20 protein-coding genes and 2 pseudogenes are annotated in these 23,746 nt (G+C 60.6%); 4 read left to right on the forward strand and 18 right to left on the reverse strand.

The window, feature by feature from the left end; all coding sequences use genetic code 11:
• Positions 1-87 precede the first annotated feature (87 nt).
• From NCR40_RS11125 to edd, 6 genes and pseudogenes are all read right to left on the reverse strand, one after another.
• Positions 88-1,011, reverse strand: a complete 924-nt coding sequence (locus tag NCR40_RS11125) for a DUF2827 family protein (protein ID WP_350029298.1) — start codon at positions 1,009-1,011, stop codon at positions 88-90.
• On the reverse strand, positions 1,008-1,337 hold the full coding sequence (locus NCR40_RS31455; RefSeq protein ID WP_350029299.1) for a DUF2827 family protein: 330 nt from the start codon (positions 1,335-1,337) through the stop codon (positions 1,008-1,010). The genes NCR40_RS11125 and NCR40_RS31455 overlap by 4 nt, the downstream gene beginning before the upstream one ends.
• 53 nt (positions 1,338-1,390) lie before the next feature.
• A pseudogene (locus tag NCR40_RS31460) lies at positions 1,391-1,603 on the reverse strand (DUF2827 family protein); the annotation flags it as partial.
• A 444-nt stretch (positions 1,604-2,047) separates the two neighbouring features.
• Positions 2,048-2,155 (reverse strand): annotated as a pseudogene (locus tag NCR40_RS11135) (hypothetical protein); the annotation flags it as partial.
• Between the two features lie 1,087 nt (positions 2,156-3,242).
• Positions 3,243-3,869 carry a bifunctional 4-hydroxy-2-oxoglutarate aldolase/2-dehydro-3-deoxy-phosphogluconate aldolase gene (gene eda, locus NCR40_RS11140; RefSeq protein WP_250465630.1) on the reverse strand — a complete coding sequence of 209 codons (627 nt, stop codon included), beginning with the start codon at positions 3,867-3,869 and terminating at the stop codon, positions 3,243-3,245.
• 85 nt (positions 3,870-3,954) lie between these two features.
• The gene (gene edd / locus NCR40_RS11145) at positions 3,955-5,844 is read right to left on the reverse strand and encodes a phosphogluconate dehydratase (RefSeq protein ID WP_250509473.1); all 1,890 of its coding nucleotides are present in this window, start codon (positions 5,842-5,844) and stop codon (positions 3,955-3,957) included.
• Between the two features lie 300 nt (positions 5,845-6,144).
• Between edd and NCR40_RS11150 the strand changes: the two genes are divergently transcribed.
• The gene (locus NCR40_RS11150) at positions 6,145-6,984 is read left to right on the forward strand and encodes a MurR/RpiR family transcriptional regulator (RefSeq protein WP_244826223.1); all 840 of its coding nucleotides are present in this window, start codon (positions 6,145-6,147) and stop codon (positions 6,982-6,984) included.
• Positions 6,985-7,321: 337 nt separating this feature from the next.
• The gene (locus NCR40_RS11155; RefSeq protein WP_502800979.1) at positions 7,322-8,950 is read left to right on the forward strand and encodes a hypothetical protein; all 1,629 of its coding nucleotides are present in this window, start codon (positions 7,322-7,324) and stop codon (positions 8,948-8,950) included.
• Between the two features lie 10 nt (positions 8,951-8,960).
• Here NCR40_RS11155 and NCR40_RS11160 read toward each other — a convergent pair whose 3' ends face one another.
• The 9 genes from NCR40_RS11160 to NCR40_RS11200 form a co-directional block, all read right to left on the reverse strand.
• The gene (locus NCR40_RS11160; protein ID WP_244826225.1) at positions 8,961-9,377 is read right to left on the reverse strand and encodes a CopD family protein; all 417 of its coding nucleotides are present in this window, start codon (positions 9,375-9,377) and stop codon (positions 8,961-8,963) included.
• A gap of 9 nt (positions 9,378-9,386) precedes the next feature.
• Positions 9,387-10,658 (reverse strand): glutamate-5-semialdehyde dehydrogenase, encoded by a 1,272-nt coding sequence (locus NCR40_RS11165; protein WP_250509518.1) that lies wholly within the window; start codon positions 10,656-10,658, stop codon positions 9,387-9,389.
• 127 nt (positions 10,659-10,785) lie between these two features.
• Positions 10,786-11,886 carry a DNA polymerase III subunit delta gene (holA, locus tag NCR40_RS11170; RefSeq protein ID WP_250492717.1) on the reverse strand — a complete coding sequence of 367 codons (1,101 nt, stop codon included), beginning with the start codon at positions 11,884-11,886 and terminating at the stop codon, positions 10,786-10,788.
• A gap of 22 nt (positions 11,887-11,908) precedes the next feature.
• The gene (locus NCR40_RS11175; RefSeq protein ID WP_244828112.1) at positions 11,909-12,460 is read right to left on the reverse strand and encodes an LPS-assembly lipoprotein LptE; all 552 of its coding nucleotides are present in this window, start codon (positions 12,458-12,460) and stop codon (positions 11,909-11,911) included.
• A 53-nt stretch (positions 12,461-12,513) separates the two neighbouring features.
• Positions 12,514-15,108 (reverse strand): leucine--tRNA ligase, encoded by a 2,595-nt coding sequence (gene leuS, locus NCR40_RS11180; protein WP_250492718.1) that lies wholly within the window; start codon positions 15,106-15,108, stop codon positions 12,514-12,516.
• Positions 15,109-15,568: 460 nt separating this feature from the next.
• A complete protein-coding gene (locus tag NCR40_RS11185) occupies positions 15,569-15,997 on the reverse strand; it encodes an ExbD/TolR family protein (RefSeq protein WP_244826228.1) in 429 nt (142 codons plus the stop codon).
• A gap of 14 nt (positions 15,998-16,011) precedes the next feature.
• Positions 16,012-16,677 carry a MotA/TolQ/ExbB proton channel family protein gene (locus NCR40_RS11190; RefSeq protein ID WP_250465640.1) on the reverse strand — a complete coding sequence of 222 codons (666 nt, stop codon included), beginning with the start codon at positions 16,675-16,677 and terminating at the stop codon, positions 16,012-16,014.
• A 5-nt stretch (positions 16,678-16,682) separates the two neighbouring features.
• Positions 16,683-17,480 carry a 4-hydroxy-tetrahydrodipicolinate reductase gene (gene dapB / locus NCR40_RS11195; RefSeq protein ID WP_250509475.1) on the reverse strand — a complete coding sequence of 266 codons (798 nt, stop codon included), beginning with the start codon at positions 17,478-17,480 and terminating at the stop codon, positions 16,683-16,685.
• Between the two features lie 102 nt (positions 17,481-17,582).
• Entirely contained in the window at positions 17,583-18,374 is a 792-nt protein-coding gene (locus NCR40_RS11200; RefSeq protein WP_244826231.1) for an outer membrane protein assembly factor BamE, read from the reverse strand.
• Positions 18,375-18,605: 231 nt separating this feature from the next.
• On the opposite strand from NCR40_RS11200, the gene fur reads away from it, so the two are divergent.
• Entirely contained in the window at positions 18,606-19,034 is a 429-nt protein-coding gene (fur, locus tag NCR40_RS11205; RefSeq protein ID WP_244826232.1) for a ferric iron uptake transcriptional regulator, read from the forward strand.
• Between the two features lie 185 nt (positions 19,035-19,219).
• Here fur and alc read toward each other — a convergent pair whose 3' ends face one another.
• Both alc and NCR40_RS11215 read right to left on the reverse strand, forming a co-directional pair.
• A complete protein-coding gene (gene alc, locus NCR40_RS11210; RefSeq protein ID WP_250509476.1) occupies positions 19,220-20,239 on the reverse strand; it encodes an allantoicase in 1,020 nt (339 codons plus the stop codon).
• Between the two features lie 41 nt (positions 20,240-20,280).
• Positions 20,281-21,600, reverse strand: a complete 1,320-nt coding sequence (locus tag NCR40_RS11215; RefSeq protein WP_244828113.1) for a C4-dicarboxylate transporter DctA — start codon at positions 21,598-21,600, stop codon at positions 20,281-20,283.
• A gap of 230 nt (positions 21,601-21,830) precedes the next feature.
• Here NCR40_RS11215 and NCR40_RS11220 point away from each other — a divergent pair, with 230 nt between their 5' ends.
• Positions 21,831-22,526, forward strand: a complete 696-nt coding sequence (locus tag NCR40_RS11220; protein WP_244826234.1) for a FadR/GntR family transcriptional regulator — start codon at positions 21,831-21,833, stop codon at positions 22,524-22,526.
• Positions 22,527-22,715: 189 nt separating this feature from the next.
• Here NCR40_RS11220 and gap read toward each other — a convergent pair whose 3' ends face one another.
• Complete coding sequence (gene gap / locus NCR40_RS11225) at positions 22,716-23,726, reverse strand: type I glyceraldehyde-3-phosphate dehydrogenase (RefSeq protein WP_250509477.1); 1,011 nt, start codon at positions 23,724-23,726, stop codon at positions 22,716-22,718.
• Positions 23,727-23,746: the final 20 nt, after the last annotated feature.

The following is a 23,746-nucleotide window of genomic DNA, read 5'->3' on the forward strand; positions in this document are numbered from 1 at the left end:
GTACTGATCGACGCCACGCCGGTAGAAACCGAACCAATCGTGCTGTTCGCGGAGTCCAGGCTCGTAGACAGGCTATCGACGCGACTGTTACCCACCGTACAAAGCTTCGTAATAGACATAGTTCTGTGGGTTCTCCCACTGGTGGCTGACAACTGCATCAACCGACACTGGTACGATCTGCGCGAACGGATAACGCCCCTCAAAGAAGCCGAGCCCATGTTTGACAATGTTCAGGCTCTGCGCAAATCCTGCGAATCCTGGATGATCTTTCAGTTTGAACGTGTTGTATGCGTACATACGTTCAATCATGTCCGGATTCTCCCGATGCGCCATTTCACAGCAGAGCATGGGGATATAACTCGTTTTCACCATGCAGACATTCGGCTCAAAGATTCCAATACGCCAGCGGCCACGGCCACGCTGATATCCAAACGTCTGGCCTTCCGGCAATTTCGCAACCTCGCGGTCGAGAACCACAGGACTCCAAAGGTGCGGCATCAGCTTCACGGGCGCACAGAAGAGCGTCTCGAAGTATGGCGCACAACTGCGCTCGTATTCCGGGAGCGTCCAAACCTCGTCATACGGTGCACCCGAAATAAGCAGCGCGTGTTGCAGGTTGAAGACCATTCGCTCGATGTCAATGACGTAGTCATTACCCACGCGCATCGTAATGATCTTTCCGCCGCCGTCTCGAAACTTGATCGACCATTCCTTATTAAGCTGCGCGCTCATCTCGATCATTACGTCGAGCTTCGTCATGGCTGTTTCCATGTCGATGAGCGGTGCCGGCGAATCGACCAAGAAACGCTTGGCGTCCTCCGGGCCACCATCGCCGCCGCCCGTCACCAAATATGTGGCTTTTACGCGCGGAGAACGCTTAAGCAGCATGACGAGATACAGGCAGTTCTGGAAAATGCCGTTCTCCCAGAGTGACTGCTCGCCTTTTCGGATAAAAATGGAAACGCCGACATTCAACCGCTCCGGCATGCGGGGTTTTGTTTGCTTGTTCATACGCCGAGCTTCACAGTGCTGTGGTTGCAGAGGTGCAGCAACCGATTGGCAAAACTATCGAGATTTGCTTGTTGAAACGGATTGACCGAGTCGATTACACGCTGGGCTCGTGCGCGATAGTCAGCTAGCGATGCGTCGTGTTCGCGAGCAGCCAATAAGAGTTGCTGGCCGCCCTCTTGCACGTTGAAGTCCGGGTAGTAATAGCCCGCGTCGAGCCAAGGCGAGTTGTGCACCAACGGATAGCCGCCATACAAGACGTCAAGGTAAAGATAATTCTGGTCGTTTCCCCATTGATGAGAGACGACGGCATCTGCGTACTGCGCCATGAAGCCTGCAGCGCGCCGCCCATCTCGAAAATCACATCGACAAGATTGGTTGCATCCGCTGCGCGCATGATGCGCACCTTTCTTGACGACAGATCGACTTGCGGCGGCATCGCGTTTTGATCGCCAACATCAATCAACGAAACGCTTTCTACGAACGGTAACCGTTGGAGAGCTTCCGCCAAGAAGATGACATTTTGCCCAAGCCCGTTCTGCCAGATGTTCTGTCCTTGATGCGTTACGACAGAAATTCCAATGCGGATTGTCATTAGTTGTTATCCCTAAAATGACGGAGCGCATTTTCAAAAATTGAAACGCTGCGCTGTTGGCTTTGCGTTTGAGAGACTGCCGTGCCCAAAGAAGCACGCGTTGCCATTTGCCAAACGCTGATGGGAAGCAGGAGAGACCGTAATCAAGCGTTTTTGCCGGAGGACAAAAAGCGGATTCCTTGGTCAAATATATAGAAGAACACCTGAAATTCCCAGTGAACCTGACGTTTTATGAGAGTCGTCCTATGACGGTGCCAGGGTTCTAGTCTGCCAACGCTGAAAGGCAGTCCGGCAGGCTAAAACGTCCGACCGCTTTCGGTGGAAAAGCTAAAAAGTGTCGGGGCGATTAGCTCGAAAGAGCGTGCGGGAGATCGGCGCAAGAAAGCGTCGCCACAGTTCGTAACGATGTCTCGCTTTGTATCACCGAAGCTCGTCTTGACGGCACGATCCCATGCCACGCCGCACTGCATCGATGTCCGTGCCCACCATGTCGGCACGATTCGCCAACTCGCTCATGAACAAGATACGCGTCGCAAGCATTGCATTAGCAGCGTTTTGGTTGCGACGAATGAAAATGCACGAATGCGCGCACCGACGCCAGCACAGTGCAATTCGGTGGCCTCTGTTATTCTGCTATAGCGTCGAGGTACGGTTCGAACCAATACATCGAGCCATGTGTACTTGTTCCACTTAGGAAGAAGCGAAGGCGCACTAAGTGTCGAATCGGGCCTATTTCGCTTCGCGTCGCACGTCGCTTGTTGCTTGCTGATCGTTGCTCGCTCGCAAGCGTCAGCAAATGTCGAGTCTTTCAGAAGCAATTACTTCTGGTTCAGCATTCTGCGGTCAAGTTCGTTTCTCTGTCACCTGCTTTCAGCCATTCCAGTGCGGATACCAATGATTTTCTTCGTCTTAGCTCGCTCTTTTTATACTACTAAAATCGTTCGTGTCCGTGGATCACGAATTCAATTATCCGACGGCGTATAGCGGAGAAAATTCGCAGAATCTGTTTATTCAAAATCCACACCTGTCTCAGCCTGTTTTAATAAATTGGCGAACAGTGTTGGTTCGAACCAAATCGCTCAACAAACGAAACCATCGGGCCGTTTCGCACGTTGAGTAGATTTCAATTTTTAAGATGCTCAATCTAACTTAGAAGCATCGATTGAAATGTTAATTCACACATCGTCTGCATCTTGCCGTGATGCAGCCAGTGGTGCGGAGTCACTCAACGATGGCTTGCTCGAGCCGTTGGTTCTGACGGATAAGACTAAAAACGTCGACGACCAAGTGCTGAACTCTTACTCAACACGACACAACGCTTAACTCGCCAGTGTCAGCCGAAATTTGTTGAGAACCCTTAAGCATTTTGAAGGATGAGCTCTTGGGTCCTACGTCACCGCCATCAAGGGTGTCTGCAGAACGGGCGTGAGGCACAAAAAGCAGAAGTCGATATTTCAAGCGTCACGTCGAAGATGCGGGCCAACAAGAACCGGCTAGATCGGAAGAGGGCTCGATAAGCGAGTTCCACCACGAAACGCGAGCTCGGCTCAGGGCACGTCACCTTCGTACAAAAGACGCGCCTCCAAGGACAAGCTCATGCGCGAGAGAAATCACACCTCTTTAGCCCAGCAACTCACCCCTACGCCGCCAACTCTGTAGCCGCCCGCGCCAGCCTCGTAACCTCCTCCCAATTCTGCGCAGCCAGCGCAGCCTTCGGCGTCAACCAAGACCCGCCCACGCAAACCACATTCGGCTGCGCCAAGAAGCTCGTCGCCGTCTCGGCAGTAATCCCGCCCGTCGGACAGAACTTCAAGTTGGGAAACGGCCCATGGAAAGCCTGCAGCATCGGAATTCCACCCGCCTGCTGCGCCGGGAAAAACTTCACGATTTCATATCCAAGTTCCATCGCCGTAATGATGTCGCTCGGTGTCATCACGCCAGGCAGCAATGGCAAGCCCGCATCTTGCGCAGCCTTATGCATGTCTCGCGTCAAGCCGGGTGACACACCGAATTGCGCACCCGCCTTCTTTGCCTGTGCACAATGCTCGGGTTTCGTGATCGTGCCGACGCCCACGACGATATCGTCCGCAAGCTGACTCGCCCGTTCGATTGCCGCGATACCCGCGGCCGTGCGCAACGTAATCTCCAACACCTTCACGCCGCCAGCGTGCAGCGCGCGCGAGACGTGCTCGCCCTGCTCGACCGAATCGAAGGCAAGAACAGGGATGACAGGACCCAGACGGACGATTTCGCTTACCGTTTTCATGTGATACGACTCCTGGTGTTTGATGCGGCGCCGTTGTCTAACGGCCAAGCCGCGAGGTTTGTTTCAGGCAGCAACGGCCTATGACTCAATGTGTCGCATGCGCCTTCACGACATCGGGCGAGCGGTGCGACGGAGCAGACGCGGCGTCAAGCAGCGCGCCAAACACCGACGCGCCCTCTTCCGCCGGCAACGCCGCGTGACGGAACACGCCGAACAGCTCACGCCCGAAGCCCGCCTCGTTTTGCGCCTGATGCAGCGGCGCCTCCACTTCGCGCGCCGCCCATTCATCGGCATCGATATCGACGTCTAGCACACCCGACGGCGCATCGATCACGATCATATCGCCCGTGCGCACCTTGCCGATCGGACCATGCAACAACGCTTCAGGCGATATGTGGATTACCGCGGGCACCTTGCCCGATGCGCCCGACATGCGCCCATCGGTCACGAGCGCCACATGGAAGCCCTGATCCTGCAACACGCCGAGCAACGGCGTCAATCGATGCAACTCCGGCATGCCATTCGCGCGCGCGCCCTGAAAGCGCACGACCGCCACGAAATCGCGCTTGAGCTCGCCCCTGTCGAACGCCTCCTGCACTTCTTCCTGCGAATTGAACACGATAGCCGGCGCCTTCACCACGCGATGTTCAGGCGCAACCGCCGAGATCTTGATCACTCCGCGCCCGAGTTTGCCCTGCATAAGTCGCAAACCGCCATCCGGCTGAAACGGCTCGCCAATGCTACGCAGCACCTTGCTGTCATGACTTTCTTTAGCGCCGTCGACCCATTGGAGCTTGCCGTCGATGAGCTTCGGCTCCTTCGTGTAATGCGACAGCCCATGACCGACGACCGTCTGCACGTCCTCATGCAGCAAGCCGCCTTCGAGCAGATTGCGCACGAGGAACGCAACGCCGCCCGCCGCGTGAAAATGGTTCACATCGGCCTTGCCGTTCGGATAGATCTTCGCGAGCAGCGGAACGACCTGCGACAGTTGATCGAAGTCGTTCCAGTCGATGATGATCCCCGCCGCGCGCGCGATCGCCACCAGATGCAGCGTGTGATTCGTGGAGCCGCCCGTCGCCAGCAACGCGACGATGCCGTTGATGATCGCTTTCTCATCGACGACGTGGCCAATCGGCGTGTAGTGGCCGCGTTCGAGCGTGATATCCAGTACGCGACGCGCGGCCTCGGCGGTAAGTGCATCGCGCAACGGCGTATGCGGATGCACGAACGCAGCGCTCGGCAGATGCAGGCCCATCACTTCCATCAGCATCTGATTGCTGTTCGCCGTGCCGTAAAACGTGCATGTGCCGTGACCGTGATAAGCCGCCGCTTCCGCTTCGAGCAATGCGTCGCGGTTGCATTTGCCCGTCGCGAACTCCTGACGAACCTTCGCTTTGTCGTCGTTGGTGAGGCCGCTCGTCATCGGACCGGCGGGCACGAAGATGGTCGGCAGATGTCCGAACTGCAGCGCGCCGATGGCGAGACCCGGCACGATCTTGTCGCATACGCCGAGGCACAAAGCGGCATCGAACATGTTGTGCGTGAGCGCCACGGCCGTGCTCATGGCGATGACTTCGCGCGAGAACAGCGACAACTCCATGCCAGCGTTGCCCTGCGTGATGCCGTCGCACATGGCCGGCACGCCGCCCGCGAATTGCGCAATACCGCCGTGCTGCTGAGCCGCCTGCTTGATGATGTCGGGGAAGCTCTTGTACGGCGCGTGCGCCGACAGCATTTCGTTATAAGAAGACACAATGCCGATGTTCGGCTCGCGCACCGCCTTGATCGCGAACTTTTCCTGCCCTTCGAGACCCGCGAAGCCGTGCGCGAGATTGGCGCACGACAACGCGCCGCGCGCCGGAAACTTGCCGCGCGCGGCGTCGATGCGCGTCAGATAAGCCGAACGGGTGGACTTGCTGCGTTCGATCACGCGGTCGGTGACCTTCTTGAGTTGCGAATGCGGGGAAACCATCGGAGCTCCTTTGTCTCACTCCCGGCGTGCTTGCCGTCGAGGTATTGGGTTGGACGTCGCGAGGACTGGCAGCTATCTGACTATTTTGCGTCGTGCCGTGGAACGAAATGTTAGTAGAAAAACTACAAGCAGACAACTTGCGATCCGCCTTTATTTGTTAAGCGTTCGCGTATCTGGCGCTTTTACTGGCAGCGAACTCAGGGAAATCCCCTAAATCTACACATCAGATCGTGTAGTAAATGTACAAAGCAGCGATCAGCTATAGTCGCAGGCAATTTTCCAGCATAGGCGAGATTCCCGATGTTGCTGTCCCAAGTCGAGGCGATGCGAGAACAATTGCGCCCTTCGGAGCGCAAGCTGGCCGACTACGTGCTCGAAGCGCCGCGCGAGGTACTCGACTTGTCGATGACCGATTTTGCGGCGCGGGCAGGCGTCAGTCAGCCGACGATCGCGCGCTTCTGTCAGGCGTTGGGCTTTTCCGGCTTTCGCGAGTTCAAGATTCGTCTTGCTCAAAGCGTGGCAGGGGACGTTCCCACGGTTTATCGCGATGTCCGCAGCGACGAGCCGCCTGCGGGCGTTGCCGCGAAGGTTCTGGACCGCACCATCGGAGCGCTGATCCAGGTGCGCAACAGCTTGTCGTCGGACAGCGTCGCCGCCGCGATTGGCGTGCTGGCCAACGCGCGTCGCATCGAGTTCTATGGCGCGGGCGGATCGGGCATCGCGGCGTTGGATATGCAGCACAAGTTCTTCCGCCTCGGCGTGCCGTCGGTTGCGTATTCGGACCCGCATACCTATACGACTTCGGCGGCGCTGCTCGGACCCGGCGATGTCGTCGTCGCCATTTCCAATACTGGCCGCACAAAAGACATTCTCGACGCGTGCAAATCGGCAATGGATCGCGGCGCGAGCGTGATCGCTATCACGCATGGCAATTCGCCGCTCGCGCGCATGGCGAATATCGGGCTTTTCGCGAATGTCGACGAAGACACGGATATTTTCTCGCCGATGACTTCCCGCGTATCGCACTTGGCCATCGGCGATATTCTCGCGGTCGGCATGGCGTTGGCACGTGGCCCTGAGTTGGCTGCGCGTCTTGCCGAGGCCAAGGATGTGCTGGAACGAAGACGCGTCGACCTTTAATCGACGCAGCACACCGGCCGCGAATGTGACAGTTGGTTCAATCGGCTTACTTTGCCAGTATGATCATTTAGTATGAGCTTCAGCGATTAAGTGATCAGTAGAGCAAATGGAAACCAGCGGCGTATTTTCACTTGAACGTTTCGAGTCCTGTATCAATGGCGAAGACTTCGATGAAGCTCTCGCCCTGTTCGGCAAGTTCTCGGAACGGTTGGCAAGATTTCCGTATATGAATCTGGCCGACCTCATGTCCCACGGCGACGCCCGAGCGTTCGCCAATAGATCCGAGTCGGACGAGCATTTCGCCAGCCGCGTTTGTCATGCTTTAGGAAGCATGCTCGTGAATCCGCGATTCACCTGGACCGACGTTCGGTTGCAATCGTTGCAAGCGCAGCGTTCGCTCATCTGGAGCATCGCGGCTGCCACGTCGCCCGGTCATACCGACCATTTCGTGCGTGAGTTGCTTGCTCGTCGCCAAGGCAACGCCGACGCATCCACTCTTTCTGCCGACACCGCTCGACGCCTGAGCATTTTGTACAGCCCGGAATCACGCATCGACCTCGATATCGCGCAACTTTGGAACGCCGACCGCGCTTCGGCGTTGAGTCTTGCCATCGGTATCGGAGGAAAACAATTCGGCGGCAGCGCGGTTGCGTGTGCACGACGCATCCGCTTGCTCGAATGGCTGACCGGCTCCATCGACAAACTGAGTGAGTCGCCGCCGCTCGATTTGACGAGTCTCTGGGCGCTGTACATGCATTGCACTTACACCGAGGGAAACCGCCATGCCGTGAAACAAGGCATCAACGGTCTCGTGCGCCTGGGTCTTGCGAATTTCGGGCTGACCGATCTCGATACGACCAAGCCACCACCCGAGCGCGAACGGAACGCACATCCGCTCATGCTGGTTGTCGCGGAAAGTTTCAACAGCGGGCATTCGATCGTGCGAACGCATTCCGCAACGCTCGCTGCGGCAAGACGTTGCTTCGAAACCGTCGCGTTCTGCGCACCTCGCTCTATCGACGATGCGGGTCGTCGGGTATTCGATCGAACTATCGATCTCCCGGAAGGCGCCAACGTGCTCGACCAAGTCCGCCTCATTCGCGACTTCGCGCAAACGGAGCACCCAAGCGTGCTGTACATGCCCAGCGTGGGCATGTCGGTTCTGACCATATTCTTGTCGAACATCCGCGTCGCGCCGCTGCAAATTGCGGCGCTCGGGCACCCGGCGACGACGCATTCGAACTGCATCGACTACGTCAGTGTCGAAGATGATTATGTCGGCGACCCGGCTTGCTTCAGCGAAAAACTCATGCGGCTGCCGAAGGACGGACAGCCTTATATCGCATCGAGTTTATTGAGCGCGGTTCCGGCCCGCACGCCGGTTGGCAAGAACCACACTGACATTGCCATCGCCGCGACGCCGATGAAGCTCAATCCGTCCTTCTTCACTGCCTGCAGGGCAATCGTGCAGCGGGCAGAGCCGCAAGTGCATCTGCATTTCATTGCAAGCGGCAGCAAGGTGTTCACCTTAATGCACCTGAATCGCGTGCTGACCGAGTATCTTCCTTCCGGCTCATTCACGATTCACGGATTCTTGCCCTACGAGGAATACGCCGAACAGCTCGCCAACATGGACATGTTCCTGAGCCCCTTTCCCTTCGGCAATACAAACGGAATCGTAGATGCCTTCACTGTCGGCTTGCCCGGTATCTGCAAAACGGGACCGGAAGTGTTCGAGCATATCGACGGCGCGATGTTCGCACGCGCGTCGATGCCGGAATGGATGGTCGCAACGACTGTGGACGACTACGTTGAGGCTGCTGTCCGGTTGGCGAATAACCGGGATGAGAGAGAAGCGCTACGCGCGTGGATGCTTGAAACGAAAGTCGTGCAACGCTTCTTCGAGGGACGGCCGGAAGTATTCGGCGAAATGGCGCTAGCGCTACTTGAACAGCGCGACGCGTGAAAAAGGCAAGCTAAAAAGGCTTGACCACGACAAGCAACGTCGCGCCTAAAAGACCCAGCACCGGCAATTCATTGAACATCCGATACCACTTGTCCGACCGCTTATTCTCGCCACGTTGAAACGTGTGCAGCAAGCGCCCGCAATAAGCGTGATAAACGATGATCAGCGCAACGACGGTGAGCTTCGCATGCAGCCAGCCCTGCCCCGCGCCAATGCCTACCACGAGCCACAACCAAAGCCCGCACGCCAGGGCGGGCACCGCGATGAACGTCATGAAGCGAAACAGCTTGCGCGCCATGAGCAGCAAGCGAGCGGTTGCAGCCGCGTCCTTCTCCATCGCGAGATTCACGAAAATGCGCGGCAGATAGAAAAGCCCGGCGAACCACGACGCGACCAGCACGATATGCAGCGATTTGATCCAGAGCATCGCGTGACCTTACTGACGCACTTCGCCGCGCCCGAGCACGACGAATTTTAGTGACGTCAGCCCTTCCAGCCCGACAGGTCCGCGCGCGTGCAGCTTGTCGTTCGAGATGCCGATTTCCGCGCCGAGACCGAATTCGAAGCCATCGGCGAAACGGGTCGATGCGTTGACCATCACGCTCGCCGAATCGACCTCGCGCAAAAAACGCATGGCGCGGTCGTGGTCTTCGGTGACGATGGCATCCGTATGATGCGAGCCGTAGATGTTGATGTGCTCGATCGCTTCATCGAGGTCCTCGACGACCTTGATGGCCAGAACCGGCGCGAGATATTCCGTGGTCCAGTCGACCTCGGTGGCATCGACGAGCGAACCCACGTTCGCCGCTTCGAGCACCGCGCGCGCAAGTCCGTCCACACGCAGTTCGACATCCTTTGCCTGAAACGCGCGCGCGAGCGCCGGCAGTGCCTCATGCGCGATGCCCCGCGCAACGAGCAGCGTTTCCATCGTGTTGCAGGTGCCGTAGCGGTGCGTCTTCGCGTTGTCGCAGATCACCGCGGCCTTGGCGAGATCCGCGCGGTCATCGACATAAACGTGGCAGATGCCGTCGAGATGCTTGATCATGGGCACGCGCGCTTCTTCCATGAGCCGCGCGATGAGGCTCTTGCCGCCGCGCGGCACGATCACGTCGACGAACTCCGTCATGGTGATGAGCTTGCCGACCGCCGCGCGATCCGCCGTCTCGACGACCTGCACCGCATCTTGCGGCAAGCCGGCCGTTTCGAGGCCCTTGGCGATGAGCTTTGCAAGCGCCGTGTTGCATTCCAGCGCCTCGGAACCGCCGCGCAAAATGGTGGCGTTGCCCGACTTGAGGCACAGAGCGGCCGCGTCGATCGTCACGTTCGGCCGCGATTCATAAATGATGCCGATCACGCCCAGCGGCACGCGCATCTGCCCGACCTGAATGCCGCTCGGCCGATACTTGAGCCCGCTGATTTCACCGATGGGATCGGCCAGCGCCGCGACCTGTCGCAAGCCTTCGACCATCGTGTCGAGCGCCTTGTCCGACAGCGTCAGACGGTCGATGAACGCCGCGTCGTGACCCTTCTCGCGCGCGCGGGCGAGATCGCGGGCATTCGCCGCTTTGAGTGCTTCGCGTTCCTCGGCAATAGCGAGCGCCACCGCATGCAGCGCCGCGTTCCTGGCCGCCGTCGATGCCCGCGCCATGGCACGCGACGCCTTGCGCGCGCGCCGGCCAAGGTCGGCCATGTAGTGATCGATGTTCATCATGTGTCTCTTTGCGGGCCGCAGGCGTCCGCAATGTCTGGATATCGCGCTTCGTCCGAACAACGGCGAGCACTGAAAAAATCATTCTAAGCGGTTAAGCGTATTGCAACAGCGCCCGCTCAAGCGTCTAGCGACGCACTCGCGCCGGTGGCGCAACGGCGGCGGCATGCGCGGCCTTGCTGGAATGCGCGACAGCCATGGCTAGCTCGAACATGCCGGCCCAGGGATCGGGCGGCGGTTCGCTGCCGCGCTTGCCCGTGCTCCCGGACAGCCCCTTCACCTGCCGATCCAGCCGCGCCGCCAGCGAAAGCGCCTTCTCCAGCGCTTCCTCGGTCACGCGCGAGAGCGCCGGGCCGATCAACCGTTCGCGCGGACCCCAGACGCGGTTCTCGCGCATGAGCGTGGCGAGCGGTTTGCCCGATGCCACGCCGCGCTTGATACGCAGCAGCGTACGCACCTCTTCGACCAGCGCCCACAGCACGAGCACGGCGGCTTCGCCTTCGCCCTTCAGACCGTCGAGCATGCGCGCGAGCCGGCCGATATCGCCGGTCAACATGGCCTCGTTGAGCTTGAAGACGTCGTAGCGCGCGACGTTCAGCACGGCATCGTGAATCTGCTCGAAACTCAATACGCCTTGCGGATACAACAGCCCGAGCTTCTGGATTTCCTGATGCGCCGCGAGCAGATTGCCCTCCACGCGTTCGGCGATGAACAGAAGCGCTCGCCGCCCTTCTTCGCCTGGCGCCACACGCTGGCCTTGCAACGAAAGCCGCTGACCGACCCACATGGGCAATTGCGCGCGTTCCACTGGATCGATTTTCAGCGCGACGCCCGCGCCGATCAGCGCCGTAAACCACGCGGACTTCTGCGTCGCGCCATCGAGACGCGGCAAGGTGACGAGCGCGAGGATGTCGGGGTTATTGGCGGCGGCGAGCGTCTTCAACGCTTCCGCGCCTTCCTTGCCCGGCTTGCCCGTGGGAATGCGCAATTCGATCAGTTGCCGGTCGCCGAAGAGCGACATCGACTGCGTCGCGCCGATCAACCCGCTCCAGTCGAAACCGCGCTCGACGGTAAACACCGTACGGTCCGTGAAACCCGCCGCGCGCGCCGCGGCTCGGATGCGGTCGCACGCTTCCTGCGCGAGCAGGTGCTCGTCGCCATAAACGACGTACAGACCCTTCGGACCTTTCGCGAGGTGCGCTTCGAGCGCGTCGAGCTTCAACTGCATGATGGTCGATGAGCGCGCGCGATCAAAGCGGCGGCGTCGGCAACGGCGCGCGTGGCGCGATGCCCGGCGTCTGCTCGCTCGGCGCCGGATGCAGCGAACGCACGACGGCAAGCCGGCGCGTCAACTGATCGACGGCGTCGTTACGCATGTCGTTGTAGAGCAGCGTCGCTTCCTGCGATTTCGCGAGCGTGTATTGGTCGCTGTAGGTCATTGCGCGATTCAGCGCGATGACGCTAGGCGGAATCAGCAACGTGCCGTCGGCGCCGAGCAGCGAATACGTCAGCCGGAAATCGAGCTCGTATTCCTGCACCACGCCCTGCGAATTCAGACTCAGCGTGCCCATGCCCGTGCCCTCGGACAGCGACAAAGTGGCGTCCGGCTTCTCGCCCGCCTTGACGATGACCGTATCGCTGCCGCCCTGCACCATGCGTTCGAGCCGCGCGACCATTTGCGGCGTGCCGCCCGAAATGGAGAGCCGCTTGAACGCGTAGTCCTGCTGTCCGCGCAACTGGAAGCCGCACGCGGATACGGCGAGCGCGCCGCCAAGCAGCGCCAGAAACGAACGCCTGCCCATGCCGGTTGCCTCGACTCGTTTTCCGGTCACATCCACTCCCTTGGCGCTCATCATCAGACGACCACGTTGACGAGGCGTCCCGGCACCACGACGACCTTCTTCGGCGCACGCCCTTCGGCAAACTTCTCGAACATCTCGTGCGCGATCGCGGCCTTTTCGATGTCTTCGCGCGATGCGTCCTTCGCGACCGTCAGCGCGCCACGGACCTTGCCGTTGACTTGCAACACGAGTTCGATCTCCGATTGTTCGAGCGCGGCTTCGTCGACCTTCGGCCACGGCGCATCGAGCAGCGGACCGAAGCTATCGGCGTAACCGAGTTCCGACCACAACTGAAACGTGACGTGCGGCACGACCGGATACAGCACGCGCAACAGCACGCTGAAGGTTTCGTTGAGCACGCCTTCGCTCGACTGCTTCGCGCCTTCGAGCGCGTTGAGCATCTTCATCGCGGCCGAAACGACCGTGTTGTACTGCAGGCGGCCGTAGTCGAAGTCGGCTTGCTTGAGCACCGTATAGATTTCGCGGCGCAGCGCGCGATCGGCATCGTTGAGTTTCGATGCATCGAGCTTCGCGTGCTGACGCAGCGCTTCAGCGTTGTCGTGTCCGAAATGCCACACGCGGCGCAGGAACCGGCTCGCGCCTTCCACGCCCGCGCCCGACCATTCGAGCGATTGCTCCGGCGGCGCGGCGAACATAACGAAAAGACGCGCCGTATCCGCACCGTATTGGTCGATGAGCGTCTGCGGGTCCACGCCGTTGTTCTTCGACTTCGACATCTTCTCGACGCCGCCGAGCACGACCGGCTGACCGTCCGCGTTCGAGGTCGCGCCCGTGGGACGGCCCTTGTCGTCGTGCGTGACGGTGACATCCAGCGGGTTGTACCAGGTCTTCTTGCCCGCCGCGTCTTCGCGATAGAACGTCTCGTTGAGCACCATGCCCTGCGTGAGCAGATTCTTCGCGGGCTCGCCGAACTTCACGAGGCCCATGTCGCGCATGACCTTGGTCCAGAAGCGCGAGTACAACAAGTGCAGAATGGCGTGCTCGATACCGCCGATGTACTGGTCCATCGGCATCCAGTAATCGGTGCGTTCGTCGACCATGGTCTTGGCGTCAGGCGCGCTGTAGCGCGAGAAGTACCAGGAAGAATCGACGAAGGTGTCCATCGTGTCGGTCTCGCGCTTCGCCGCCGCGCCGCATTTCGGGCACGCGCAATTCAGGAACGCTTCGGACTTCGCGAGCGGATTGCCCGTGCCGTCCGGCACGAGGTCTTCCGGCAGCACGACCGGCAAGTCTTTTTCCGGCACCGGCACGTCGCCGCAACTCGGGCAATGGATGATCGGAATCGGCGTGCCCCAGTAGCGCTGACGCGAAATGCCCCAGTCGCGCAGACGCCAGGTGATCTGCTTGTCGCCGAAGTCTTTCGCTTTCAAGTCGGCGGCGATCGCGTTGATGGCTTCCTCGGTCGTCATGCCGTCGTACTTGCCGCTGTCGACGAGACGCCCGGCGGTTTTGTCGCCGTACCATTCCTGCCAGGCATCGGTCGAATACGTCTTGCCTTCGACGGCGATGACCTGCTTGATCGGCAAGCCGTATTTCTTCGCGAACGCGAAATCGCGCTCGTCGTGCGAGGGCACGCCCATGACCGCGCCTTCGCCGTAGGACATCAGCACGTAGTTGCCGATCCACACTTCGACCTGTTCGCCCGTCAGTGGATGCGTGACGAAGAAACCGGTGGGCATGCCCTTCTTTTCCATGGTGGCGACATCGGCTTCCGCCACGCCGCCGCGCTTGCATTCCTCGATGAACGCCTGCAAGTCCGCGTTGTCGCGGGCAAGGCGCGTGGCGAGCGGATGCTCCGCCGCGATCGCCGCGAAGGTGACGCCCATGATGGTGTCGGCGCGCGTGGTGAACACGCGCAGCAGCTTCGCCTCGCCATCGATCTCATACGGGAAACCGAAGTTCACGCCGAAGCTCTTGCCGATCCAGTTCTGCTGCATGATCTTGACGCGCTCGGGCCAGCCGAGGCCTTCGAGATCGTCGAGCAACTGGTCCGCATAGTCGGTGATGCGCAGGTAGTACATCGGAATTTCGCGCTTTTCCACCAGCGCGCCCGAGCGCCAGCCGCGCCCGTCGATGACTTGCTCGTTCGCGAGCACGGTCTGATCGACCGGGTCCCAGTTCACCGTGCCGGTTTTCTTGTACGCGATGCCCTTTTCCAGCATCTTGAGAAACAGCCACTGGTTCCACTTGTAGTACTCGGGCGAGCAGGTGGCGACTTCGCGCGACCAGTCGATGGCGAGACCCATCGACTGCATCTGCTTCTTCATGTACGCGATGTTTTCGTAGGTCCACTTTGCCGGCGGCACGTTGTTCGCCATGGCCGCGTTTTCGGCGGGCATGCCGAACGCGTCCCAGCCCATCGGCATGAGCGTGTTGTGACCGTTCATGCGCAGATAACGGTACATCACGTCGTTGATGGTGTAGTTGCGCACGTGCCCCATGTGCAGCTTGCCCGACGGATACGGCAGCATCGAGACGCAATAGAACTTGGGCTTGGCCGACGTCTCGGTCGTCCGGTAGACGTCGTTCGCGCGCCAGTTGCTCTGCGCGGCGGATTCGACGTCGGCGGGTACGTATTTATCGTGCATGGTGTGGTGGCTTTACGCAAATGCTGGGAACGGACCTCGGACGCGCTTTGCGGCGTGTCGGTCTGGATTGGCGCTGCGCCCGGTGTTTCGTCCTGCTGCTGACGAGCAACGCAAAGCACGGGCAAAGGGCGATTATACCGTCGTGTCAACTTGCTCAGGCGATGGCGGCAGGCTTCGAGATGCGTGTGCAGGGCTTTCTGGCGGAGGCGGCGAGGTGCTTGGCGCCGATGCAAAGCTTCGAGCGCCCGCTAGTGAGAAGTCAAACGCCGCCAAGTAAGCCGATCGAGCGACATACGCGCAATGCAAGCTTGATCGACGAGCGCATTGGGATTGTGCCGCGCTTCGCGTCTCCCGTCGCTGCAAAGCTCAAGTGTACGAAGCGGGAAGATACATTTGACCGGCATGCTGAAGTTGCATCCCGCCCGGCGCCCCCGACCGCCGCAAAACTAAAAAGACGCGCCTACCGCGCCGGTTGCCCGACCGCTTGCGTAACGAACCCAATCCGCTCCAACCCCGCCTGCTGCGCCGCGCCCATCACCTGCGCGATGACCTCGTAGCGCGTCGCGCTCGACGCCCGCAAATGCACTTCGGGCTTTTGCGCGGCCTTGGCGGCATCCGCAAAACGCGCGCGCATGTCGTTCATGCTGATGGGCGCGTCGTTCCAGTAGAGCTTGCCCGCATCGTCGATGGAAAGCGTGATGGTCTGCGGCGTCTCGCGCGCCGGCTGCGACGCGACTTTCGGCAGATCGAGCCGGATCGCATGCGTGAAAAGTGGCGCGGTGATGATAAAGATGACGAGCAGAACGAGCATGACGTCGATGAGCGGCGTCATGTTGATGTCCGCCATTGGCGCGTTATTGGGCTTTTTGTCGAGTCCGCCGAACGCCATCGTCTCGCGCTCCCCTACTTGCCTTCACCGCACACGAACGCGTGCAGATCGTGCGCGAAGCCGTCGAGTTCCTCGGAAATCTGCCGCACGTAGCGCCCGAGCACGTTGTAGGCGAGCACCGCCGGAATGGCCACGACGAGCCCGAAAGCCGTCATGATAAGCGCCTCGCCAACCGGACCGGCGACGGTTTCGATCATTGCCTGTCCGCTCGCCGCAATGCTGGTCAGCGCGTGATAAATGCCCCACACAGTCCCGAGCAGCCCGACGAACGGCGCCGTGCTGCCCACTGACGCCAGCAGAACCTGCCCGAACTCCAGCCGCCGCTGTGAATTCAGCAACGCTTGGCGCAACGCGCGCAGCACGCGTTCGCTGCGTTCCACGCGCGCGAGCAACGCGCCCGGCATCTCGGCTTCCGACGCACGCCACGCAGCCTCGGCGAGCGGCAGATATACGCGCTCGCGATCGACTGCACGCAAGGCGCCGATGCCGTCCTTGAACGTCGCCGCCTGCCAGAACCGCTGCACCCCGCGCGGCCCCTGACGCTTCGCGCGCGTGAGCACCCACGCCTTTACCAGCAGAAAACACCAGCTCGCGAACGACATGGCGAGCAGCACGCCCGCAATCGCATGCGTGACCGCATCGCCGCTTTGAAGATAATGAATGACGCCTGTGGCCGCCATGAATCTCAGCGCAGCCCGAGGACGTCCTGCATGTCGAAGAAGCCTTTGTCGTGGCTCGCGAGAAACCTCACCGCGCGCAGCGCGCCCTGCGCGTAAGACAGACGGCTCGCCGATTTATGCGTGATCTCGACGCGCTCGCCGATGCCCGCGAACATGACCGTGTGATCCCCGACGATATCGCCGCCGCGAATGGTCGCGAAACCGATAGTCGATGGGTCGCGTTCGCCGGTCACGCCTTCGCGCGCGTAGACGGCGCAGTCCTTGAGGTCGCGGCCGAGCGCCTTGGCCACTGCCTCGCCCATGGCAAGCGCGGTGCCAGAAGGCGCATCCACCTTGTGGCGGTGATGCGCCTCGATCACTTCGATGTCGTAGCCTTCCGCGAAGTGCTTCGCCGCGAATTCGAGCAACTTGAGCGTGACGTTCACGCCAACGCTCATGTTCGGCGCGAACACGACGCCGATCTTCGCGCCCGCGGCTCGCAATTGCGCCTTCTGTTCATCGGAGAAACCGGTCGTGCCGATCACCATTTTCACGTTGTGACGCAGCGCGGCTTCGAGATGCGCGAGCGTGCCCTCGGGGCGCGTGAAGTCGATCAGATAATCGGCGGCGGCGAACACGCGTTCGATGTCGTCGGTGAGCAGGACGCCCGTGGTCTTGCCGAGAAACGCGCCCGCGTCCTGGCCGAGCTGCGGCACGCCGGGCCGGTCGAGGGCGCCGACGAGTTCCGCGTCGGGATCGTTGAGAACGGTTTCGATCAACATCCGGCCCATGCGGCCCGATGCCCCGGCGATGGCGATCTTCATGGCTGTCTCGTGTCGAAGCGCGCAACGGTCACGCGCTGGATGATGCAGATTGGAAGCAACGGGAACCGCGCGAGGAGCGCGCCGGTTCCCGTCTGCGCCGCGTTACTGCGGCATGGAGAACTGCGTCTGACTACCGGCGTTGGAAGGCGTGGGCGACGTGCTCGCCGGGCCTACCGCGCTGCTATCCGGAATGTTGATTTGCTGCGGCTTGCGCTGCAACTGGATCTGCGAGTTGCTGCCGCCCGCGCCCGCCGAACCCGGCGCACCGCCCGCGCTTTGCGGCGCGCTGCTGTAGGCCGAAGAGCGCTGACGGCCCGTTGGCGTATCCACCTGAGCGGTCGCGCGATTCGCGGCCTGCGCCGCTTGCTGGTTCGCGTCGCCCGAAAAAGCCGCCGCTGCGTTTGGCTGCGTGGAAGGCTCGCCCGCCGGAGCGGTCACGGCCACGGTGGATGCCGCGACCGGCGCGGAAGCGGGAGGCACCGCGGCCTTCGCGACCTTCACGCCCTTGTCGCCGTCGATTTCCGCGAGCAGTTCGAGGTTCGAAGGCAGATTCTCGCCGCCCGACCAGCTCACCACGCGCTCGCTCGCGAAGTTCACGACGAAGTCGCGCTGCTGCACGACCGACGTGGAACCGCGCTTGAAGTAGAAGACGTAGTCCCAGCGATCCGCGTGGAACATGTCGGTGAGAAGCGGCGTGCCGAGAATTTGCTTGACCTGATCGCGCGACATGCCGACCTGCATCTGGCTTGCTGCTTCCTGCGAAACGAAATTGCCTTGCACGACCGTGATCCGATACGGCGTGATGCTCTGCGCGATCTTCTGCGTGATGCTGTCGTAAGTCGAGCAACCGGCCAGCAATGCGGCCACGGTTGCAGCGATCATGGTTCCCCGCATGCGACGGCTCTCCCTGCAATTCGATAAAATTTTTGAGAACATTTCAACCTTTCGCGCGAGGCGTTTTCGAAGGCCGCGCCAATCCAAGCCAATCCAAGCCAATACGTGAGCCAATACGCGACAGTCACGTGCTCATGCGGACCGATCCGTGTCATTTCTGTTCATGATGTCGGGAACGGTCAAAACGCATTACTATGAGAACCTCAAATTGTACTCTAGGGATGCCTAGCCATGACCAATCCCGCCGATCTCAAAAATATCGGGCTCAAGGCGACCCTGCCCCGCCTCAAGATTCTCGAAATCTTCCAGCACAGTCCGGTGCGCCATCTGACCGCTGAAGACGTGTATCGAAACCTGCTCACCGAAGAGCTGGATATCGGTCTCGCCACGGTTTATCGCGTGCTCACGCAGTTCGAGCAAGCCGGACTTTTGTCGCGGAGCAATTTCGAATCGGGCAAGGCCGTCTTCGAACTCAACGAAGGTTCGCATCACGATCACCTCGTGTGCATCGACTGCGGCCGCGTGGAAGAGTTCTTCGACGCCGAGATCGAACGCCGTCAGCAGTCCATCGCGAAAGAACGCGGCTTCAAGCTCCACGAGCATGCGCTGGCTTTGTACGGCGCCTGCACGAAAGAAAACTGCCCGCACCGCAAGCATTGAGCGGATACGCCGGGTGTCCGGCGCGCGATAGGCAAAACCGCCGCCCATCGGCAACGATGGACGGCGGTTTCATTTCGCCTGTACGATTTGCGAGATGCGTATGCGCACGATTCGCAATTACGTTCACGAACCTTGATCGATGAACGCGAACGCTCGGCGCGCGAGCAAGACAAGCATCGGCGTCTTCATTGAATTTCGCCGAAGACGCGCAGCCGCGACACGCCGCCATCCGGAAAAATATTGAAGCGCACGTGCGTCACGGGCCCGAGCTTCGCGAGCTCCTTCTCGAAGCGATGCACCTTGTCCATAGCGAGTTTTTGCTCGTCGAGCAGTACAGGCCAGAACATGGCTTGCGTCACGAGCGATTCATCCGTGCCGCCCTCCACACGCGCCGCCTGCAGCGAGCAGCGATCGGGGAAATTGCCTTTGAAATGCGCGGTATCGACTTCGACCGCGCGGATCACGCCGGGCGCGGCCAGCGCCACGATCGCCCAGTCGTTGCCCGGCTCGCGACGGCGACGCGTTTCCCAGCCATCGCCCATATTCACGCCGCGTCCCGGCATCAGCATTTGCGATGCTGGCCCGAAGTGCTGATTGTTCGCCGCGACCAGATACGCGCCGTTCTCGACAGCCGCGAGGTCCAGCAGCGTGCCGCGCTCGATGCGCGAAAAATCCGTCTTCGGCTGACCATACACACGTAGCCGCGCGATCCCGCCATCGGGGTAAATGTTCACGCGCAAGTGCGTGTAAGCGCGCGTATCGGCGATCTCGACATAGTGATGACGATTGCCCTGCAAGGTCGTCGCCGGCACGATCTCGCGCCAGTCGCCGTCTTCGGGCGCGCTCGCCGGATCGGCGTTCGGGCTGTAGCACGCCTCGACCGACGCGGCCGGCGGAAAGTTGCCCGTGAAATGACTCGTATCGATATCGATGCCGTGAATCGTGCCCGCGCGCGCGAGCTTGACGACGCAGAAGTCATAGCCCGTCGTGCGCTTGCGGCGCGTTTCCCAGCCGTCCATCCACTTGCCGTGTTGGTCGTATTTGCCGGGAATGAACACCGCCGGCTGCGGCTCCAGCATGCGTTCCTTCGGCGCGAAGAATTCGTCCGTGGCGAAGAGCGCCTGCGCGCCGAGACGCGGGTCCGCGAGGTTCATATAGCGGCGCGTGAAGGCGGGCGCATCGGGATCGAGAATCGGGTTTGCCATTCGTATGTCCTTTTATTTGAAGATCGAGCGCAGCTTCGGCATCAGATCGCGTGCGCGTTCTCATGCCCATGCGAGGTTTCGGGCGCAGCCGGCACGAAGCGATAATCCGCGTCCTGGTCGAGCACACGCCTGGCGCGCGCCCGGTCGATGTCGTTCTCCCACACGGCCACGACCACGGTCGCCACGCAATTGCCGATGAGATTCGTCACCGCCCGCGCAATGCCGACGAACCAGTCGACCGGCAGAATCAGCACGAGACCGAGCACGGGAATCGCGGGAATGGCCGACAGCGTGGCCGCAAGGATCACGATGGCCGAGCCGGGAATGCCGTGCGCGCCCTTCGAGGTCACGAGCGACACGAGGACCACGACGATCAGGTCATGCAGCGAAAGCGGCGTGTTGGTCGCCTGCGCAATGAAGATCACCGCGAGCGTGAGGTAGATCGAGAAGCCGTCGAGATTGAACGAATAGCCGGTCGGAATCACGAGGCCGACGGTCGAGTCCTTGATGCCCATCCATTCGAGCTTGCGCATGATCTGCGGCAGCACGGCATCGGACGATGCAGTGCCGAGCACGATCGACAATTCTTCGCGCAGATAGCGCACGAGCTTGAAGATGGAGAAGCCCGCGAGGCGCATCACCACCGCGAGCACGACGAACACGAAGAGGAAGCAGCTTGCATAGAACACGGCCACGAGCAGGCCGAGTTGCTTCAACGATTCGACGCCGTACTGCCCGGTCGTGAACGCAATCGCGCCGAGCACGCCGAGCGGCGCCAGCTTGATGATGAACGCCATGATGCGAAAGAACACGTGCGAGAGTTCGTCGATCAGACCGGTCACGCGTTTCGCCTTGTCGCCGAGCAACGAGAGCGCCGAGCCAAATAGCACGGAAAACACCAGCACTTGCAGGATGTCGCCCTTGGCGAAGGCGTCGATGGCGGTATCGGGAATGATCTTCAGCAGAAAACCCGCCGTGTCCTTGAGGCTCTTCGCGTGTTCCGTGTAGGTCGTGAGCGACGACGCGTCGAGCGTATGCAGGTCGATATTCATGCCGACGCCCGGACGCGTCACCCACGCGAGGATCGCGCCGATCACGAGCGCCAGCGTAGTCATGATCTCGAAGTAGACCACCGCTTTCAGACCGACGCGCCCGACCTTCTTCAGATCGCCCGCGCTCGCCATGCCGCTGACGACGACGCAGAACACGATCGGCCCGATCACCATCTTGATGAGCTTGAGAAAGCCATCGCCGAGCGGCCGCAGCGACTGGCCGAAGTGCGGGAAAAGCGCGCCGACCACGATACCGATGACCAGCGCGATCATCACCCTGCCGAACAGCGAATTCAGGAATCTCGACACGACCTTCTCCTTGTCGTTGAAGGGTTTCATTTCCGGGCAACTGTTCCGACTGGTCGGACCAGTGATGTGATGAGGCATATTAGAAAGCCGATATAACCGCGTCAAGCAACGCGTGCTAACGGTTTACCCTGTTGCCTTCTGGCATGGAATCGCTTGATTCGAACCGGAGCACACGCGTACGAAAGGCGCGCATACAATGGCGGTCAGACCGGCCATTCCCAATTCTTCCTATGAAAAACGTTCCGCATACCGTGACCGATGCCGCCATCGCGACCATTCGCGAGCGTATCGAGTCGAGCATGTATCCCGTGGGCAGTTTGCTGCCCGCGCAGCGGCAACTATCGGAGGAACTGGCGATCAGCCGTGCTTCGTTGCGCGAGGCGCTGACCACGCTCGAAGCGCTCGGCATGCTGCACATCCGTCCCGGCAAGGGTGTGTATGTGAGCAGCGCGCAGGCGTCGAGCGCGCATGGCTGGCGGTTTGCCGATCAGGCGTCGTTGCCCGATACGTATCAGATGCGCTTCGCGCTCGAAGGATTCGTCGCGCGGCTGGCGGCGCATTCCATCGGCGACGCCGACATCGACTGGCTCGATGACAATCTGAACGCGCTGCAAGGCGCGCTCATGGCGGCGGAACTCGAGGAGGCCGCGCAACTCGACTTCGCATTCCATATGCGTATCGTGAGTCTCGCGGGCAATGCGGCCATCGAGTCCATCTTGCGTGGCAGCGCCGACATCATGAAAGAGAGCCAGCGCTTGCCGTTCTATCGGCGCGAGCTCGTGCTTTCGACTTATAACGAACACATGGTGATCGTCGAAGCACTCAAGGCGCGAGACGGCGAGAAAGCCGGCATTGCAATAGAGCGGCACATCGTCAACGCGGCGCAACGCGCGGGCGTGCATTTTCCGGTGCCACACCGAGCGTAGGTCCGGCCTTTCCAGCGATGCGCTGTCGAATCGATCTCAGGGGCACGGCATCGGCGAACGCGGCTGCGGCGGCTGCGGCTTACGTCGTGTCGCATTGCCGGCAGCAATTTCGCGTAAGCCGGAACCCGCGCGGGAAAAGAAAAGCCGCTCCGAAGAGCGGCTTTTTTTACGTCGGTCAGTGCAGCAAGCTTACTTCGCGTTCGCGAGCGCTACAGCCGTGTCCAGCATGCGGTTCGAGAAGCCCCACTCGTTGTCGTACCAGCTCGACACCTTCACGAGACGGCCCGACACCTTGGTGAGCGTTGCATCGAACGTCGACGAAGCCGGGTTGTGATTGAAGTCGATCGACACGAGCGGCGCCTCGTTGTAGCCGAGAATGCCCTTGAGCGAACCTTCCGCTGCATCCTTCATGATCTTGTTGACTTCCTCGACCGTCGTATCACGTGCGGCGATGAACGACAGATCGACCACCGACACGTTGATGGTCGGCACGCGAATGGCATAGCCGTCCAGCTTGCCGTTCAGTTCCGGCAGCACGAGACCGACTGCCGAAGCCGCGCCCGTCTTCGTCGGGATCTGGCTATGCGTGGCCGAGCGTGCGCGACGCAGGTCTTCGTGATACACGTCGGTCAAAACCTGATCGTTCGTGTAGGCGTGGATGGTGGTCATCAGACCGTTCACGAGACCGATCTTGTCGTTCAGCGGCTTGACGAGCGGCGCGAGACAGTTCGTCGTGCACGACGCGTTCGAGATGACCGTGTCGGATGCCTTTAGCACGTGGTGGTTCACGCCATACACGATGGTCGCGTCCACGTCCTTGCCGCCCGGCGCCGAGATGATGACCTTCTTCGCGCCACCCTTGATATGCGCGCTCGCTTTTTCCTTCGTCGTGAAAAAGCCCGTGCATTCCAGCACGACGTCGACGTTCAACTCGCCCCACGGCAGCTCGGCCGGGTTGCGGTTGGCCAGCACGCGAATCTTGTCGCCGTTGACGACGAGGTAATCGCCGTCCACCGACACTTCGCCCGGGAACTTGCCGTGCGCCGTGTCGTACTGCGTCAAATGCGCGTTCGTCTTGGCATCGCCGAGATCGTTGATGGCGACGATCTCGATGTCGTGTTTCTTGCCGTTTTCGTAGAAAGCTCGCAGCGTATTGCGGCCGATCCGGCCGTAGCCGTTGATTGCAACGCGAATCGTCATGGTCAATCTCCTGATGGCTA

Origin of the sequence: Caballeronia sp. GACF4 (assembly GCF_023631025.1) — a bacterium.
GTDB lineage: Bacteria > Pseudomonadota > Gammaproteobacteria > Burkholderiales > Burkholderiaceae > Caballeronia.

Bases quoted from the DNA above. Each gene is read 5' to 3' on its own strand.
- NCR40_RS11220 (WP_244826234.1), top strand. From the start codon at position 21,831: ATGAAAAACGTTCCGCATACCGTGACCGATGCCGCCATCGCGACCATT.
- NCR40_RS11185 (WP_244826228.1), bottom strand. From the start codon at position 15,997: ATGGCGTTCGGCGGACTCGACAAAAAGCCCAATAACGCGCCAATGGCG.
- holA (WP_250492717.1), bottom strand. From the start codon at position 11,886: ATGCAGTTGAAGCTCGACGCGCTCGAAGCGCACCTCGCGAAAGGTCCG.
- alc (WP_250509476.1), bottom strand. From the start codon at position 20,239: ATGGCAAACCCGATTCTCGATCCCGATGCGCCCGCCTTCACGCGCCGC.
- eda (WP_250465630.1), bottom strand. From the start codon at position 3,869: ATGAAAACGGTAAGCGAAATCGTCCGTCTGGGTCCTGTCATCCCTGTT.
- NCR40_RS11160 (WP_244826225.1), bottom strand. From the start codon at position 9,377: ATGCTCTGGATCAAATCGCTGCATATCGTGCTGGTCGCGTCGTGGTTC.
- NCR40_RS11175 (WP_244828112.1), bottom strand. From the start codon at position 12,460: ATGGGCAGGCGTTCGTTTCTGGCGCTGCTTGGCGGCGCGCTCGCCGTA.
- NCR40_RS31455 (WP_350029299.1), bottom strand. From the start codon at position 1,337: ATGGCGCAGTACGCAGATGCCGTCGTCTCTCATCAATGGGGAAACGAC.
- gap (WP_250509477.1), bottom strand. From the start codon at position 23,726: ATGACGATTCGCGTTGCAATCAACGGCTACGGCCGGATCGGCCGCAAT.
- fur (WP_244826232.1), top strand. From the start codon at position 18,606: ATGACCAATCCCGCCGATCTCAAAAATATCGGGCTCAAGGCGACCCTG.
- NCR40_RS11150 (WP_244826223.1), top strand. From the start codon at position 6,145: ATGTTGCTGTCCCAAGTCGAGGCGATGCGAGAACAATTGCGCCCTTCG.
- NCR40_RS11165 (WP_250509518.1), bottom strand. From the start codon at position 10,658: ATGAACATCGATCACTACATGGCCGACCTTGGCCGGCGCGCGCGCAAG.
- edd (WP_250509473.1), bottom strand. From the start codon at position 5,844: ATGGTTTCCCCGCATTCGCAACTCAAGAAGGTCACCGACCGCGTGATC.
- NCR40_RS11125 (WP_350029298.1), bottom strand. From the start codon at position 1,011: ATGAACAAGCAAACAAAACCCCGCATGCCGGAGCGGTTGAATGTCGGC.
- NCR40_RS11200 (WP_244826231.1), bottom strand. From the start codon at position 18,374: ATGCGGGGAACCATGATCGCTGCAACCGTGGCCGCATTGCTGGCCGGT.
- dapB (WP_250509475.1), bottom strand. From the start codon at position 17,480: ATGAAGATCGCCATCGCCGGGGCATCGGGCCGCATGGGCCGGATGTTG.
- NCR40_RS11190 (WP_250465640.1), bottom strand. From the start codon at position 16,677: ATGGCGGCCACAGGCGTCATTCATTATCTTCAAAGCGGCGATGCGGTC.
- leuS (WP_250492718.1), bottom strand. From the start codon at position 15,108: ATGCACGATAAATACGTACCCGCCGACGTCGAATCCGCCGCGCAGAGC.